The organism is Aquisediminimonas profunda (genome assembly GCF_019443285.1).
Lineage (GTDB): Bacteria > Pseudomonadota > Alphaproteobacteria > Sphingomonadales > Sphingomonadaceae > Aquisediminimonas > Aquisediminimonas profunda.
Map to the genome: position 1 here is coordinate 1,176,151 of NZ_CP080327.1, position 16,199 is coordinate 1,192,349.

Here is a 16,199-nt window from a genome sequence, read left to right on the forward strand (position 1 = left end):
GAAGAGCCTCTGGCCTCCCTCACTTCGCGAGGCCCAGTTCCTCCAAACGTTGTTGCTTGAGGACAAACCGCTGCACCTTGCCGCTCGGTGTCTTCGGTAGTTGTGATGCGAAATGGACACGGCGCGGGAATGCGTGTGCAGCGTACTTCGTTTTGACCCAATGTTTTATTTCGTCTTCGAGTTCCGGTGAGCCAACGTGCCCCGCCTCCAAAGTGACAAACGCCTCCATGATTTCGCCCCTGACATCGTCAGGCACAGCGATCACTGCGGCCTCTGATACTGACGGGTGCAGCACCAGGATCGATTCCACTTCAAAGGGTCCGATGCGATAGCCGGCCATAAGAATGACATCGTCGTCACGCGAGCCGAAGGAAAAATAGCCATCTTCGCTGATGCTGCCGAGATCGCCCGTGAAATACCATCGGCCATCGTCGGAAACCTTTCCAAGCCACCGCCCTGGGACACCGTCATATCCAGAAAGCCATTGTAGCGGGCTTTGCGAAAGGTCCATTGCAATGCGACCGGTCTGGCCCGGCGGGAGTTCGTGATCGCTCTCGAGGTCGAGAACGACAGCGCGCCAGCCCGGCATCCCGTGTCCCATCGACCCCGTCCGGATCGGGTAGCGCAAAAGCTCGTGCTGGTGATTATTGATGAGCATCCCCGTTTCGGTCTGGCCGTAATGGTCGTGTACGGTGACTCCCAGCTCGCGCTCTGCCCATTGATTAACATCCGGAGTGAGCGGTTCTCCAGCGCTCGAGGCGCAACGCAACGCCAGACCTGTTGGCACGGCGATGCGGGACGAACGGAGTGAACGATATACTGTTGGCGCAGCCGCAAAATTCGTCACCTTCTGTCCGGCGAGCACAGCCATTGTTGATTCAGGCGCAAAATTGCCTGCCAAAAGGATGCTCGGAACCCCGGTGGTGAAAGTTGCCAGGATGCCAAAGTATAGCCCATACGCCCAGCCTGGATCGGCCGCACACCAAAACACATCATCTGCGCGCAGTCCCAACCCGAACTCGGCATAGGTCTGAAAGCTGGCCAAGGCGCGGAGTGGCACAACGACGCCCTTGGGCGCGCCAGTCGTGCCGGACGTGTAAATGTGAATAAAGGGTGCATCTCCTCCCAACGCTGCGGCTGGATATCCCGGCGACTCCCCGTACATCAGCTCTGCCAGCGAAAGCTCAGTTTCCTCCGCCTTCCCGTTGCAGATAAGCTTCCAGCTTGGATCGTTCGGCATATCCGCACTCGGGGACAGCTTCGAGATATGGTCGGAATCGCTCACGACTGCTTTTGCTTGGCTGCCGATAAGCCGAACTGCGATTGCCGCAGGCGCAAATGCCGTGAACAATGGAACATGGACGGCTCCAAGGCGCCAGATCCCCATCAGCACGATGAGAAACTCCCGGCTCTTTCCCATCAGCGTGGCAACGCGATCGCCCGGCCCGATTCCTAGACGGGATAGAGCAGCTGCAAATTTCTCCGACTCTTCTCGCAACTCGCCATAAGTGAGGTCACTTTGTCTGAGGTCAGCCTCAATGACTCTGTAAGCGAGCCTCGCCGCGGGATGCCGATCGCACAGCAAATCAGCAGCCGAGGCATTCGCCGCCGAGAATGTTTCGATCAAAGATGCCACTCTCTTGTCTACTATCGCCTGCGTCTTCGCACTCATTCTTGTTCTTCCTAATTACGAGCGGGAAGTATTCCCGCGATGCCAGACTTTCAATGCGTCTTGAGATCGGGTGCTCTGCGCTTTGCAAAATGTGAGTGGTGCTTTCGCCCGCTTGTTTCACACCCACAGATTGAACGACTGTGATCTTTTCTCATATGTCGTTGGGCAATGATCACACCATCTCATCTTCCATGTGGACAAGGATTCAAAGAACCTCGAACAGACCAGCTGCTCCCATACCCCCGCCGACGCACATCGTTATGACGACGTTTTTGACTCCCCGCCTTTTGCCCTCGATCAACGCGTGGCCAACCATTCGGGCTCCAGACATGCCATAGGGATGCCCGATCGAAATTGCGCCGCCGTTGACATTCAGCCTTTCATCCGGAATGCCCAGCACGTCCTGGCAATAAAGGACCTGAACCGCGAATGCCTCGTTCAATTCCCATAGTCCGATATCGTCCATCCCCAGGCCAAAGCGTCTGAGCAACTTGGGTACTGCGACGACCGGACCAATGCCCATCTCGTCTGGCTCCGTGCCCGCAACCTCCATGCCGACATAGCGCCCAAGCGGCGCCAGACCTCTCCTCCCGGCGTCCTGGCTCGTCATGATGACACAAGCCGAGGCGCCATCGGACAATTGCGAGGCATTGCCGCCCGTGATGCAGCCGCCCTCCAATACGGCCTTCAATGCAGAAAGGCCCTGCAAATTTGTGTCGGGGCGGTTGCCCTCATCCTTCGACAGTGTGACTTCCTTGCTATAGGCTTCGCCCGTTTCCTTGTCGGTCAAAAGCATTCTAGTTGTCACTGCCACGATTTCGGCATCAAACGCGCGGGCCTGTTGTGCTTTTGCAGTAAGCTGTTGCGAGCGCAGTCCGTAGGCGTCTTGGCGCTCCCGCGAGATCCCGTAACGGTTTGCAACTGTCTCGGCAGTGTGCAGCATGGGCATGTAGATGTCTGGCACCATGGCACTCAATTCCGGGTCGTGCGCGATCCTCAATTCGGGTGTTTGCACAAGTGAAATCGACTCGACGCCGCCGGCCACAACCACATCCATGCGATCGACAATGACCTGTTTTGCGGCGGTCGCGATTGCCATGAGTCCCGAAGAACATTGACGGTCAATTGTCATGCCGGCAACCGAAACGGGCAGGCCCGCGCGAAGCGCTGCAGTCCGTCCGATCGTTTGCTGGGCAGCCTGGGGCATTGCGCATCCAATTAGTACGTCGTCAATCTCGGTCGGGTCTACCGCCGATCGCTCGACGGCTGCACGAATGGCATGCGCTGCCAGTGTAGGCGAGGGGGTTGCATTAAAAGCTCCGCGGTACGCGCGGCCTATGGGAGTCCTGGCGGTCGAAACGATCACTGCATCGCGCATGTTTAGCTCCATAACAAAGGGCGCGCTGAAACCTGGCTCAGCCTATTCGCAGTCTTTCCAGACCGAGACGAGTGCTGAGCGGCAGCTGGCGAAGCACCAGCCTACGTCACAGATCAAGCGCGGAAGGCGCCATTGAATTAAAATAAAATTGATGTCAAATTTGATTTGATTCTGCCGTAAGATTGGATTAGATGCAAAACACGAGGATAGTAGGTATTGTGAAGCAAAAAGGCACTAAGTTCGACCAAGAAAGTGCGCGCTGAAGAAGGGGTTGAAATGAACATAAAACGTGATGTCGTTTTTGTTAAAGCGAGGGCGCGAAATGTGGCTACCGCAACAATTCTGGCGCTGTCGGTGTCGACATTGGCAACGACCGCTTATGCTCAATCTGCTGCTCCCCCCTATGACAGTAAAGTCTCCGCGACCCCCGCAGTCGACGGGGAAATTATCGTCACGGCCCGACGTCGCGGTGAAGACATTGCCAAGGTTCCTACTACTGTTACTGCAATCGGCGCGGATGCGCTGCGGGAGCGCAGCATTGCCACGCAAGCTGATCTTCAGGCAGCTGTCCCGGGTCTTACGATCCGAGAGACGCAGACGAACAACAGCCTGACCTTCGCTATTCGCGGCCAGACAGTAGACTCATTTTCGGGTTCAGCGACGGCGGTTGTGAATTACGTCAACGAAGTTCCATTTACTGCAGGCGGTGTCGCATCCTATTTCGATCTGGAATCGATTCAGGTGCTCAAAGGGCCGCAAGGCACGTTATTCGGTCGTAACGCTACGGGTGGTGCCATTCTCACAGCAACCTCTCGACCGGGGGGCGAGTTGGGCGGTTACGTCCGGCTGGGAATCGGCAATTACGATGCGAAGACAGCGGAGTTTGCATTTAACGCTCCTCTTGTCCGTGACGCGATCCTATTGCGTGTCGCTGGCAAGCTCTCCCGTCGGGATGGTTACATCAAAAATGTCTTCAGCGCTCCCGTATACGGGGGGAACGACAACAGCCGGCTTGGCGCACTTTATAGCGACGCGTTTCGTGTGTCGCTGCTTACCAAGCCAAGCGAGACATTCGAGAGCCTGACAGTCTTCCAGTATGAGCGGACCAAAGGTAACAATTCGGGCACTCGCATATACTCGTTCAATCGATGTGGAGATCGCGCGCCCGGAGGGCAGCTCCTCAATTGCTCAGTCCATTTCCTCTATGGCCCACAGATGGATCAGGCCTTTGGATTCCAGGGCGCATGGGCGGGCTACCTAGCTGTTCACCCGGGTGCAAATCCCGGTGGCATCGAGGGCGCGTTAAGCAAGCAGAATAATCAGCTCGGGTTTTGGGATGTAGACGATGATTCCCCGTCCATCCACCGCGGCCGTGATTGGTTTGTCACCAACACGAGCACACTTGAACTTGGTGATGACACCAAACTCAAGAACATAATTGGCTACAGCGAATCTCGCGCTGTGGATTCGAGCGGCCAGACAGGCGAGCCATTCTTGATCATCACGAATTACGACGCAGGTCGTCCGCTTACTGATCCTGTCAACTCGCTTGGAAATACTGTGATTGGCAAGTCTTTCACGGAAGAAATTCAACTCCAGGGTAAGGTCGCAAGCATAGAATATATCGTCGGCGGCTTCTTGCAGAAAATCAACGGCACGACGATTTATCCCCAAAGCTATTTTGGTCTTGAGCCTTATGCTGCCCCGGCAGCGTCGACAGCACATTGGAAGTCCACGGAGAGCTCCAAGGCGATCTTTGCTCACGTCACCGTTGATCTGGGTGAAGTGGCGGGGCTCAAGGGCCTGAAGCTTAGCGCCGGCGGACGATATGCCTGGACGAAAATTACTGCACTTCACCAGCCGGGCAGCAATTTTTACCCGCTGACTACACCGCCGTTCAAAGACGACCGTGCGAGCTGGAACGTTGGTCTTGAATATCAGGCTGCGCCGTCGGTCATGTTCTACGCGACCGCTCGCGAAAGCTGGCGCGCGGGCGGTATTAACGCCACCACGCGCCCCAGCGTGTTGGACACTAGTACAGGCACGCTTTACGCTAACCTAGACAAGTTCAAGTCCGAGGTAGCGCAGGATTTTGAAGTCGGTGCCAAGTTCAACGACCGCTTGAGTGGCATTCCGGTGCATGCCTATCTTTCAGCATATACAATGCGTGTCTCGAACGTCCAACGTGTGCTGTTTGTTGACAACCCCTTCACCGCTGCAGTCGATGCGATCGGTATTACGGTCGGCGTACCTCGCGCAAGGATAAAGGGTGTCGAGCTTGATGTGGGCTTGAAGCCGGCAGACTTTCTGGAAGTGGGATTCAATGGTGCTTACACAAAGGCAAGGTACTCCCGAAACAAGGTTTCGGTTTTCGCAGCGTCTCCGTTCCAGCAGGACTTCTTCTACGGACCATATGCAGATACGCCCAAGTGGACGGGTTCTGCATATGCTGTACTGAGTCTGCCTATCCCAGAACACGTCGGTGCCTTGAAGTTGCGCGCGGACACCTACAAGCAGTCGAGCTTCTTTTTTTCGAACCTCGACAACACAATCAATCCGGGAAGCAAACTGCCGGGCTATTCCCTGACAAACTTTCGTCTCGATTGGACAAATGTCTTGGGTACAGGGCTCGGTCTTGGTGCCTGGATTAAGAATGCGTTCAATGAGGAGTATTACGTTGGTGGCCTGCCGCTTGGAACGGCGCTGGGTGTTAACTCGGCAAATGTCGGTCGGCCGCAAATGTATGGTATGGACCTGAGTTTGAAATTCTAGGCACTACTTGAGCAAGAGCCTGATACAACGACGCTTCCGCCCTCTGGCGGTGCGATCGGGAGCGATTGGCGTCGATGGTCGGTCGGGTAAGAGCAGGGCACCCGAGACGACTAGGCACCGCGACCACACAGGTGCGCGGAATGTGCTCCGTGACTTATGCGGCCAACTTCTGTAGCGCCGAGAGCTGGCCTAGACACCCGCAGAATTCGGAAAACAACGTCAATGCCATTCTCCTCATCGAGATAAGGAAGGGCGTTGAAAAAATTGATGGAATTGCTGCGATGGATGGCGTCGATTATCTCTTCTTTGGGCCTGGTGATCTTTCCAACGACATGGGCATTGATCTGCGGTTGGAAACCGAGAGGTTGAAACATGCGTGGGACAAGGCAAGCCATGCGGCACATTCGCGCGGCAAGCGGGTGTTTGGCGTCGGGTTCCTGGGCTTCGATGCGAACGCCGATCTCGGTCGGGTCTACCGCCGTCGCTCGACGGCTGCACGAATGGCCTGCGCTGCCAGTGTAGGCGTGGGGGTCGCATTAAGAGCTCCGCGGTGCGCGCGACATATGGGAGTCCTCGCGGTCGAAACGATAACTGCGTCGCGCATGTTCAGCTCCATAACAAAGGGCGCGCTGAAATCTGGCTCAGCCTGTGCGCAGTCTTTCTAGACCGAGCCGAATGCAAAGCGGCAGCTGGCGAAGCTTCTAGGCTGCGTGGCAGATAACGCGCTGAAGGCGTCATTGAATTAAAGTGAAGCTGATGTCAATTTAGGTTTGATTCGGCCGTGAATATGGTTTAGACGCGGAATACGAGTTTTACAGCGCACTAGTTTTACGGAGACTCGAAATCCGAGTTTATGAATGCGCACTTTGGAAGAGGGGATAGCAATGCATATCAAAAATGATGTCGTTTTTCGCCAAGCGAAGGCTAGTGATTTTGCTGTAGCAACAATTCTGGCGTTGTCGGTCTCGACATTGGCCACGTCGACATATGCCCAATCTGCTCCTCCGGCCGATGGGGGGAAAGTTGCCGCCACTCCGGCAGCTGATGGGGAAATCATTGTTACCGCTCGCAAGCAGAGCGAACGAATCTCCGACGTTCCGATCGCGATCCAGGCATTCTCCTCTAAGCAGATCGAGCTTTACGCCACGCAATCATTTGCTGGCCTTTCCGCGCAAGTGCCCGGGCTTGATGTCGCCAATGGTACCACTGCAGGAAACGTTAACATCACACTTCGGGGGATCGGCTCAGCCGGCAATGGTGCTGCGACACTTGATCAAGCAGTGGCAGTCAATCTGGATGGTCTACAGGTGGGTAAGGGCAATCTCCTAAGACTGGGCTTTCACGATATGGAGCGTATCGAGGTGCTCAAGGGACCTCAGGCGCTATTCTTCGGCAAGAACAGCCCGGGTGGCGTTGTTTCCCTCGTTTCCAAGGATCCGGGGTCCGATTTCGAAGCCAGCGTCAAGGCGGGCTATGAATTCTACGCCAAGCAAAAGTTCATCGAAGGCGTTGTCTCCGCGCCCCTCGCCGAAGGACTCGGCTTGCGTGTCGTTGGCTATTTGTCAGGGCAGGACGGCTGGTTCCGTAACCTTGCGCGCACTGCCACGCGCAAGAGCTTGGGGGACCGGGACGAATATTTTGTTCGTGGTACACTGCGCTATGATTCGGGCGGTGGCTTCGACAATACTCTGAAGGTTTCCTATGGCGGGTTCACCACGCACAGCGGCCTCTCCGGCGCAGCGCAGCGGTTTGCATGTCCTTTTGGCAGCGCAGCTATCGAGCCTTCACCACCGGCCATCTCCAATTGCAAGATTGATCGCTACATTGTCATAGGATACCCCAGTCCGGCATTTCAGGCTGGGAACCCGCTGATCCGGGATGGGCTTTTCCACAAGCAGAACCAGCTTGCGATCGTCAACAGCGCCAATCTTGAAGTGGCACCGGAACTGTCGATTGCGTCGGTGTCCACATACTTTAAGTCGCGGGAGCAAAGCACGGACAACTTCCTGTACAGCGAACAGTCGCTGCTGATTGGCGGCAACATTGCGCATGACAAACAATTTACTCAGGAAGTACGGGCGACCTCTCATTATGACGGCCCGGTCAATTTCATGGCTGGCGGCTTTTATCAACATGAAGACTATGATTCGCGCTACCCGGCCCTAGTGGATGTTGGGCTCTTTTCAGGTCCTCCGATTGGCGTTCCAGTCACACTGGCGGACAACAGGTTCCGGCAAAAGACTGAAGCCTATTCAGTATTCGGCCAATTGACATTTGCACTCGCACAGCAGGTCGATTTCGAAATAGGCGGTCGATACTCGCACGAGAAGAAATCAGTGACTGGCGAGGCGGTTACAGCGTCTGTATTCAATCCCGTTGCGGGGCCACTGGTTTTTCCAGTGCCTTCAAAGAGCTTCGACGATTTCTCGCCGCAGGCGACCCTGAGATACAAACCGTCGGATAACCTGATGATCTATGCTACTTACCGCACCGGATTCATTTCCGGCGGCTACAATCTAGTCCTCTCTTCTAATGAAAAGCCATTCTCTCAGGAAAAAGCTAAGGGTGGCGAAGCCGGAATGAAAGCAGCGTTGTTCAACCGGCAGGTGAGGTTTGACCTTGCAGCATATCACTACAAGTACTCCGGCGTGCAACTTGGTCAGTTTGATCCGGCAACGGTGTCGAATATCGTCACAAATGCGACGTCTGCAAAAAGTTATGGCGTAGATGCTTCCTTACAGTTCAGCCCCCGCGCTGTGCCCGGGCTTTCGCTACGCGGTGCATTGTCCTGGAACCATGCACGATATGGGACATGGCTCGATTCGGGCTGCTACGCGGGACAATCTATTGCTGCCGGGTGTAATCTGAATCTTTTTAACGGCGCGTTCCAAAGTCAGGATTTGACTGGTCACCGGCTATTGCGTGCATTCGATTGGGCGGGCAATATTGGCGCGACTTATGAGCGGCCCGTTGCCGACGGCATAGTAATGGGCGTGTCTGCAGATGCGGCATACAAGGGCGCCTATAACCCGAATCCGCAGGAAGATCCTCGCGCTCGCCAAGCTCCTTCCTGGCTGTTGAACGGCAACTTCACCGTGCGTGCAGAGGACAATAGTTGGGAGGCGGCTCTGATCGGCCGCAATCTAACCAACAAGCTTCGCTTGAGCGACGCCAACGCGGTTACCTTCTCGGGATTTGGGACCGGCACCGCCAATTCTGTCCCCTCCGATCTCGAGGGTGTGGTCACTGAGCCTCGCTCGGTGATGTTCCAGATCACGCTTCGCAACAAGCTTTTTCAGAGGTGATTTCTGATGTCATGGCCGGCCGGTAAATGCTGGTCGGCTAAGGACTTCGCCAATGAACCTTAGCCAACCAAGTGCTCGCTTTGGGGATTGGGTGAAGCAATTGTAGAAGCCAATATACACAGGCGCTGGTGACTTCCCTAAGCAATGCTATGGGCGTCAGGTTGGTGTATCTTTTCATCGCAAGGAGAGCACAAATGACTGTCGGCGCGCGAATGAGGCTGAATGAACTCATTAGCTCTGGAATAAGACCAATAGGAAGCTTCGTCAGCAGCACCGACCCGCAAACAACCGATATCTTGGCTGCCTGCGGATTCGACTTTGTCATTATCGACCGGGAGCACGGCCCTCACGACAACTCCTCAGCGCTCGGACATATTCGTGCTGCCGAACATCGGGGCATTATTCCGTTCATAAGGGTGCTTGAGAACTCTCAGACACTTATTCAGGCCGCGCTCGACCTGGGCGCTCATGGTGTGCTCATCCCGAAGATCGAAACCGCGGAACAGGCGCGTCGTGCAGTCGAAGCGAGCCTTTACGCGCCAAAAGGGGTGCGTGGTATGTGTTCTGCGACATATGCGGCCAACTTCTGTAGCCCTGAGAGTTGGCCTGAACACCAGCGGAATTCGGACAGCAACGCCATTGCAATTCCCCTTATCGAGACAAGGAAGGGCGTTGAAAACATTAATGAAATTGCTGCGGTGGATGGCGTCGATTATCTCTTCTTTGGGCCCGGTGACCTTTCCAACGACATGGGCATAGATCTGCGGTCAGAACCCGAGAAGTTGAAGCCTGCCTGGGACAAGGTAAGCCATGCGGCACATTCACGCGGCAAGCGGGTTTTTGGTGTGGGGTTCCTGGGTTTCGATGCGAACGCCGATCTGTTGGCAGGAACTGCCGATTTGCTTTTGCTCCAATCTTCAGCAGCGCAGCTAGTCAGGGAAGCCCGGGGCAAGTAAGAACTAGTGCCGGGAGCCGTTAGCATTTGGTGAGATTTCATATCCAGCATGCGGACGTCGTCGATAACCCCTTTGCAAACTGCGCGAGACCCAGAAAAAGCGTCTACCGGTCATGCTGGATCGGTACTCCCAGGACGGCTCATATCCAAGACCGACGGCTAATGTTACCCTGAGCGCAAATTGGCAGTTGCCGCTTGGATAAAGTGGATTCAACCTGACTAACGAGGGTTTGCAGCTTTCCACCTTCTCAAACTGCCGGGAATCTTGAGACGTCCTGATTCACCCCGATGAATACAAGAAGCATTGTTGCCGGTTCGTCGCCTTCATTGAGCCAGGCATGTTGCGTGCCACATTGCACGAGGCAATCGCCGGCGCGGAGTACTTTGCGTTCCCCGCTGTCGAGAATTAGCGTCAGCTCTCCCGAAATGACGTATTCAAGATCGACGGTCGCGGTCGCATGCATTCCCCCAGAGCCGGACACGGCTTCCCCGATGCCCGGTGTCAATCTTTCTGTTTCTGCATGGGCTGCCGGGTCGTCGGTAAGCTGGTGTGGGCTGGCTTTTGCGGGATAAGTGAAAATGATAAAGCGAAAGCCTGACGCATCCTTGGGGAAGAAGCGCAATCCTTCTGCAGGCTTGCCATCATAAGGGACTGTCAGCTGCTGATCACTGCCGAATATCTGGATGATGTCGGTTCCCAGTGTTGGAGGAGTAACCGCTTCAATTTCTTCGTCTGCCGTAAACCTCGACACGCCCTTTTCGTCGATCCCCGCAATCACTCGCCTAAGCTTTTTCATCTGATCTTACTCCAATTTGCCGGTGGATGCCAAGGCAAGCCTCAGCAAGGTTCCGGATACTCATTTTCATCAAGCAACAGAATTGCCATAGGCAAACCTTCGTTGACTTGAACGCCGTTCTTCTGCCTGAAATAGTTATCCGGAGCATTCTTTGCAGGCTAATCCATCCCTTCGGCCTTGCCAAGATTAAAAAATGATGTCAGATTCTCTTCATTTGATGCTTGTTGGGTTGGGTTTTCGAATCCGGGCCAGCGAGATTGACGGGGCAGGAGGGTAAGCACGCAACATCAGGACTTGGCGGTTCTGCTTCGGGGTTGCCGCCGGTAGTTCATCGGCGAGGCCATCGATGCGCTAAGGGCAGGTATGGTGTGTTTGAATTGTTTTGAATTCAAATGCTGCCGCAATTGCGGCGAAGTTCCAACCGTTAGAGGAAGGCTCGTAATAAGTATGTCAGGGTTGAAGCTGATAACACGGCTAGGGATGGTTCTGGCTACTGCCGCGGCGGCATGCGGAGCATTGGCAAAACCAGTTAAGGGGGTAACTTCCCCCGACCAAACTGGGCTTTCCTGCGACCAATCAATCGTCGAAAAATTCAAGCCTGATCCGAGGGCAACGGTCATCCAGGTGAAGCAGTTCCGCAAGGGAGATCAACTTTCTGCTGAGTTTGAGTGGTATCTTGCCAATTCCGGCATCTCCAAGACGGTCGAGGCCGATCTTTGCCTTGTTAAGTTGCTGGTCGGGCCAGGAAATCCTGGTCCTGCCGATTCTGCATCGACTTCGGCAGGAATTGGCATCGAGATATGGCTCCCAGAAAAAAGTGCATGGAACGGTCGCTTACATGCCGTTGGCACGGGCGGTTGGGCTGGGGGCGTTGAGAGCGATCCGGCAAAGAACTCTACGTCATTCAGCAACGACCTGCAGTTAACGTCAGCCGTTGCGGCGCGAGAGGGAGCGGTCGTTTCCAGCACTGACGCCGGGCACATGAGTTCGGCTACTGATGGCTCCTTTGCAATGAATCCTGACGGGACCAGCAACACGGTGCTGTGGAGGGATTATGCGAGCCGATCGTTGCATGTCCAGGCAGTCATGACCACAGCGCTTGCGACCGCCTATTATGGTCGCAAACCAAAATATAGATACTTTGAAGGTGGATCGGGTGGAGGCAGGCAAGCCCTTGCCTTGGCACAGCGTTACCCGCGAGATTATGATGGAATCATTGCCGCCTTTCCTGCTGTGTATTTTTCGAAATTTATACTTGCTTCCCTCTACCCGCAGATCGTCATCCAGCGCGATTTGGGTGGCCGCTACATGTCCAACGAGCAGCTGGACTTTGTGTCAAATCAGGCAATTGCTGCTTGCGACGTTCTCGACGGAAAGCATCTCGGTTTTGTTATCGACCAAAAGTCCTGTCGATATGACCCCGCCAGGGATCCGGCAGTATTGTGTGCATCAAGCGGCGGAAACAACGTAACCCCGAATTGTGTGACCCCGCAGCAAGCGAATGCAATTAACAAGATCTGGTATGGGATGACTTCTGATGGCAGCGTCCCAAGTCCGGCCTTTGACAACGGTTTTGGTCCGTTGACCGGCAAGCGACGATGGTTCGGCTATGCGCGCGGAACCAGCCTTCTCGTGACGGCATCGAATCAGGCGTTCGTAATGGCGGCCGATATGGCGGGCCTGGCACTTCAGGATCCCGCATTCGCTTCGTCGACATTTCGTAATGCACGGACCAACGGAATGGATCGCTGGAAGTCGCTGACATATGAGCAGCTGTCCGAGGCCTTTGACTTGACCGAGAAGCGGCAATCTAGCTGGGACTATATTGACAGCCAGATACCAGACCTGTCGGCCTTCAAGAAGCGTGGAGGAAAACTGATACATTATCACGGAACAGACGACCCCTTTATTCCGTTTCTCGGTTCCGAAAAATACTATGACAGCGTGATTGCGCAGATGCACGGCTTGAAGAACGTGCAGAACTTCTATCGCTTCTATCTGGTTCCGGGCATGTGGCATGGTCCTCGCAATGGCACGTCAAACCCGAATGCGAATCCGCCAATCATCCGTGCGGGCAAAGGCGAGGTTTATGATCTGCTTACAGCCTGGGTCGAGAAGGGCGCCGCGCCAGTAAGCATTGTGCTGCAATCAGAAAGTGACGTTCCCGTTCAAAAAACTTTGCCGATGTGTTTGTATCCCTCTCGGGTCAGTTATGTTTCTGGCGATATCAACTCGGCAGAAAGTTACACATGCAAGTAATTCACGGGGATTGGATTCTAGATGATCCAGGAAGAATTTTGGATTCTTTGGCCGGCTCACGGGAGTGCGGCCGGCCGACGAAAACCTTCACAAGCTATAGTGAAGTGAAGGCACGGCTTCGACGAGCCGCGAAGCTGGCCGATTTTGCTGCGATGATCATCAAAACGAGCGAGCTCTTGCTGTTGAAGGTCTAATTGAGCTCTCCAAGACGCGATACATGAGCTTAGAAAGGTACTGCCTCATATGCTAGGAAAATCAGTTCGAAGGGTCCCGAGAAAGCCCGCAACTCTGAGTAAGCACTCTCGGGCGGCGAAGGCAATTGTTTCTGAAACGGGGGCAAAGGGACTTAGGGCAAAGGCTGCCTTGATGGACGCCGCGAGGCAAGTTTTCAGCGAAATGCGCTATACCCACGCACGAGTTCAAGATGTTACTGAGTGCGCCGGCTTCTCGCTCGGCGCCTTTTATCGTTACTTCAGCGACAAGGATGACATACTTTTCGCGATAGTTTCGATCTACTTCGACCAAGCGTATGCGACGACTTTCCTTGGCGCCCGATACGACCCTTCGAATCCCATGCAATCACTGCGCAAGTCCACAGTCCAGACGATAGAGTTCTCTATGGAAAACAGAAATCTAATCAAAATCCTTTGGGAGACTTCCCAATTCAACAGGGATATTGAGGAGCAGTGGAGTGAGCTGCGTAGCCGGATTTACAGGAAGATTGCGCGCTTGATTACGCGGGCGCAGGAGGACAACATTGGTTGTCCTGGGATTGATCCCATCTATACAGCCGAGTTGCTTACGTGCATGACTGAACATGCGGTCTACCGAAAGCTTGTCTTGCCATCCAAGATCCCTGCGCGCGAACCAGAGAACCTGACCGAACATCTTGTTAATCTTTGGGCGCGCGTACTCTTCTTGCCTCAAGTTTGGCAGCCGGTCCTGGCAAAATGACAAGCTCTGGTGCCGCGTTGTAGACTTGAACGGGGCGTTCCGAATGGGTCAGGTAATGAGCGAGTAAAGGTTCGCCTAGCGGTCTAAAGATACAATCAATGTCGCCCAGCAACTTGCTAAAAGCATGGTTGCGAACTCGCAGATCTTGTTGGCACTACAAGTTGCATTATCGATGTGCTTGCCGAATGTCTGAGGCTGTGGTTGCCGCCATATACGCTGCGGAACTCGCAAATAATTCGGATAATACTTCTGCCATTTGTTAGGCACTCAAATGCACTATGTCTTGCCTGGGGCAGTGAATGCTGGAGTGAATGTCTCGACAAGACCCTCGTCACCCATGGCAAAATTCACTACGGAAAATAGTCAATATCATCACGTGCCAAAAGATTCTTCACAATGATGTTTCTTTGAATCTGATTGGTCCCGCCGGCGATCTCATATAATTTGGTCTCCCGCCAGAAACGCTCAAGCGGGAACTCCAGAGCATAAGAATAGCCGCCCATAACTTGCATGGCTTTGCCTATGCACCTGGTCGTTGCCTCCGTCGCGACGATTTTGGCAATGGATGCCTCCGTTGAGCACGACAGGCCCTGGTCCAGGCGCCAGGCCGCGTGCCAGCAAACAAGTCTGGAAGCTTGGATCTCGGAGGCAATCTCAGCCAACATATGGCCGACGGCTTGAAGGTTTATGATCTCTGTGCCGAATTGCTTGCGTTGTTTTGCATAAGTCAGAGCTTGCTCAAAAGCGCCCTGGGCGATTCCACAGGCTTGTGCTGCAACATATACTCTTTCAGCATCGAGAAGGCTAAAAATCATCTTTGCGCCTCCGCCAACCGGGCCCAAGAGGTTCGCTGCCGGCACCACTACATTATCGAAGAACACCTCGCAGGTGTGCGTCGCTTGTGCTGCAAGCTTTGGGATAGGACGCACGCTTATACCCGGAGTCGTCCGATCGACAAGCAGGATGGACAGCCCGCGATGGCCGGGGGCTTCGCGGTCGGTGCGAACAAACGCCATGATGTATTCAGCGGTATCCGCGCCGGTAGTCCAGATTTTCTGACCGTTGATCAGATAGTTGTCGCCGTCTCGAACTGCACTTGTGGCAAGGCTGGCCAGGTCGGAGCCTGAATTTGGTTCGCTCAGCCCCATTGCAATGCGGATTTTGCCAGAGGCAATTCCAGGAAGAAACTTCTCCTTCTGTTCTTCCGAGCCGTATCTTTCTATGCCAACTCCGCAGAATGCAACGGACGGGGCAAATGCATAAATGAGGCATCCGCCGGCTCGCGCAATCTCCTCCATGACCACGCAGCGCGAGATCTCGTCCATTGGGTTTCCCCCATATTGTTCAGGTATGGTAATCCCGCAAAGGCCCAGTTCCGCCATTTTGTTGTAGATTTCCCTTGGGAAGATGGCTTCACGATCTAGGCGGCTGATTTCAGCTGTGGGTGCTTCTCGCTGGAAAAAGCTGCGCAGCGTCTGGCGAAGTGCACGCCGTTCCTCACCGAGTTCAAAGTCCATTTGTCATATCCCGAATTTTTCGATTTTCTGGCAGAAATGCAGCTTTGATCCTTGCGCCAGGACTCGTCACTGTCAACCGCTGAACTAAAAAAAGGAAAACCGACGTCAGATTTGCAAAAGATTTTTTTAGGAAGCGCCACCACATTGCGGAGCTGGGGATCGGGAGTTCCTCTCCCTTGCTCGGTCCGTGAATCTGAGGATACGCCTTTGCCACCTTTGTTCAATCCCAACCCGTTTGCCAGATGGCGCGCGACCTTGTCGGACCTTGGTCTTGGCGGCTCAAACAGCGTCGAAAGGAGCCCAGCGCATGGCGCGTGGAGAAGCCTTCAATATGGGCGCGAGCACATGGAATGTGATCATCCGAATCCAATTGCTCGCCACCGATTCGGGACAGCCCCTAACCAAGTCGGCATTTAGGTGGGGTTTTGCCGCCAGGTTGGCGAAGGCGGCCGCCGAAGTTGATGAATGTTGACGATCGCGTGGTTATTCACCTAACAACCGCTGACCCGACAATTGTCCCGAAGGAGCGGCGTAACGACGCAAAATGCGTCGCAATGAGACCCGCCGCCGGCAAAGGTTCGCAATAAAGA

10 protein-coding genes and 2 pseudogenes are annotated in these 16,199 nt (G+C 54.5%); 7 read left to right on the forward strand and 5 right to left on the reverse strand.

The genetic code is table 11. The features are described 5' to 3' along the window. Positions 1–19: 19 nt before the first annotated feature. Positions 20–1,672 carry an AMP-binding protein gene (locus tag K0O24_RS05990; protein WP_219894966.1) on the reverse strand — a complete coding sequence of 551 codons (1,653 nt, stop codon included), beginning with the start codon at positions 1,670–1,672 and terminating at the stop codon, positions 20–22. A gap of 205 nt (positions 1,673–1,877) precedes the next feature. Beyond that, entirely contained in the window at positions 1,878–3,050 is a 1,173-nt protein-coding gene (locus K0O24_RS05995; protein WP_219894967.1) for an acetyl-CoA C-acyltransferase, read from the reverse strand. A 252-nt stretch (positions 3,051–3,302) separates the two neighbouring features. Between K0O24_RS05995 and K0O24_RS06000 the strand changes: the two genes are divergently transcribed. Continuing rightward, positions 3,303–5,822, forward strand: coding sequence for a TonB-dependent receptor (locus tag K0O24_RS06000; protein ID WP_219894968.1), 2,520 nt, complete (start codon positions 3,303–3,305; stop codon positions 5,820–5,822). A gap of 140 nt (positions 5,823–5,962) precedes the next feature. Then, a pseudogene (locus tag K0O24_RS16745) lies at positions 5,963–6,241 on the forward strand (aldolase/citrate lyase family protein); the annotation flags it as partial. A gap of 56 nt (positions 6,242–6,297) precedes the next feature. Here the strand turns inward: K0O24_RS16745 and K0O24_RS16750 are convergent. Further along, a pseudogene (locus tag K0O24_RS16750) lies at positions 6,298–6,426 on the reverse strand (acetyl-CoA C-acyltransferase); the annotation flags it as partial. 280 nt (positions 6,427–6,706) lie between these two features. Here K0O24_RS16750 and K0O24_RS06010 point away from each other — a divergent pair. Both K0O24_RS06010 and K0O24_RS06015 read left to right on the forward strand, forming a co-directional pair. After that, positions 6,707–9,127, forward strand: a complete 2,421-nt coding sequence (locus K0O24_RS06010) for a TonB-dependent receptor (RefSeq protein WP_219894970.1) — start codon at positions 6,707–6,709, stop codon at positions 9,125–9,127. 212 nt (positions 9,128–9,339) lie between these two features. Then, on the forward strand, positions 9,340–10,083 hold the full coding sequence (locus K0O24_RS06015) for an HpcH/HpaI aldolase family protein (RefSeq protein ID WP_246611183.1): 744 nt from the start codon (positions 9,340–9,342) through the stop codon (positions 10,081–10,083). 247 nt (positions 10,084–10,330) lie between these two features. On the opposite strand, the gene K0O24_RS06020 is transcribed toward K0O24_RS06015, so the two are convergent. Continuing rightward, on the reverse strand, positions 10,331–10,879 hold the full coding sequence (locus K0O24_RS06020) for a cupin domain-containing protein (RefSeq protein WP_219894972.1): 549 nt from the start codon (positions 10,877–10,879) through the stop codon (positions 10,331–10,333). A gap of 372 nt (positions 10,880–11,251) precedes the next feature. Here K0O24_RS06020 and K0O24_RS06025 point away from each other — a divergent pair, with 372 nt between their 5' ends. Beyond that, a complete protein-coding gene (locus K0O24_RS06025) occupies positions 11,252–13,138 on the forward strand; it encodes a tannase/feruloyl esterase family alpha/beta hydrolase (RefSeq protein ID WP_219894973.1) in 1,887 nt (628 codons plus the stop codon). A gap of 366 nt (positions 13,139–13,504) precedes the next feature. After that, positions 13,505–14,092 carry a TetR/AcrR family transcriptional regulator gene (locus K0O24_RS06030; RefSeq protein ID WP_219894974.1) on the forward strand — a complete coding sequence of 196 codons (588 nt, stop codon included), beginning with the start codon at positions 13,505–13,507 and terminating at the stop codon, positions 14,090–14,092. A gap of 350 nt (positions 14,093–14,442) precedes the next feature. Here K0O24_RS06030 and K0O24_RS06035 read toward each other — a convergent pair whose 3' ends face one another. After that, the gene (locus K0O24_RS06035) at positions 14,443–15,609 is read right to left on the reverse strand and encodes an acyl-CoA dehydrogenase family protein (RefSeq protein WP_219894975.1); all 1,167 of its coding nucleotides are present in this window, start codon (positions 15,607–15,609) and stop codon (positions 14,443–14,445) included. Between the two features lie 307 nt (positions 15,610–15,916). Between K0O24_RS06035 and K0O24_RS06040 the strand changes: the two genes are divergently transcribed. Further along, positions 15,917–16,081: a hypothetical protein gene (locus K0O24_RS06040; protein ID WP_219894976.1), complete on the forward strand. Its 165-nt coding sequence runs from the start codon at positions 15,917–15,919 to the stop codon at positions 16,079–16,081. Positions 16,082–16,199: the final 118 nt, after the last annotated feature.

What these genes read in the sequence shown, in the direction of transcription:
- K0O24_RS05990 (WP_219894966.1), bottom strand. Translation starts at nt 1,672, where the DNA reads ATGAGTGCGAAGACGCAGGCGATAGTAGACAAGAGAGTGGCATCTTTG.
- K0O24_RS06035 (WP_219894975.1), bottom strand. Translation starts at nt 15,609, where the DNA reads ATGGACTTTGAACTCGGTGAGGAACGGCGTGCACTTCGCCAGACGCTG.
- K0O24_RS06040 (WP_219894976.1), top strand. Translation starts at nt 15,917, where the DNA reads ATGGCGCGTGGAGAAGCCTTCAATATGGGCGCGAGCACATGGAATGTG.
- K0O24_RS05995 (WP_219894967.1), bottom strand. Translation starts at nt 3,050, where the DNA reads ATGCGCGATGCAGTGATCGTTTCGACCGCCAGGACTCCCATAGGCCGC.
- K0O24_RS06020 (WP_219894972.1), bottom strand. Translation starts at nt 10,879, where the DNA reads ATGAAAAAGCTTAGGCGAGTGATTGCGGGGATCGACGAAAAGGGCGTG.
- K0O24_RS06015 (WP_246611183.1), top strand. Translation starts at nt 9,340, where the DNA reads ATGAGGCTGAATGAACTCATTAGCTCTGGAATAAGACCAATAGGAAGC.
- K0O24_RS06030 (WP_219894974.1), top strand. Translation starts at nt 13,505, where the DNA reads ATGGACGCCGCGAGGCAAGTTTTCAGCGAAATGCGCTATACCCACGCA.
- K0O24_RS06010 (WP_219894970.1), top strand. Translation starts at nt 6,707, where the DNA reads ATGCATATCAAAAATGATGTCGTTTTTCGCCAAGCGAAGGCTAGTGAT.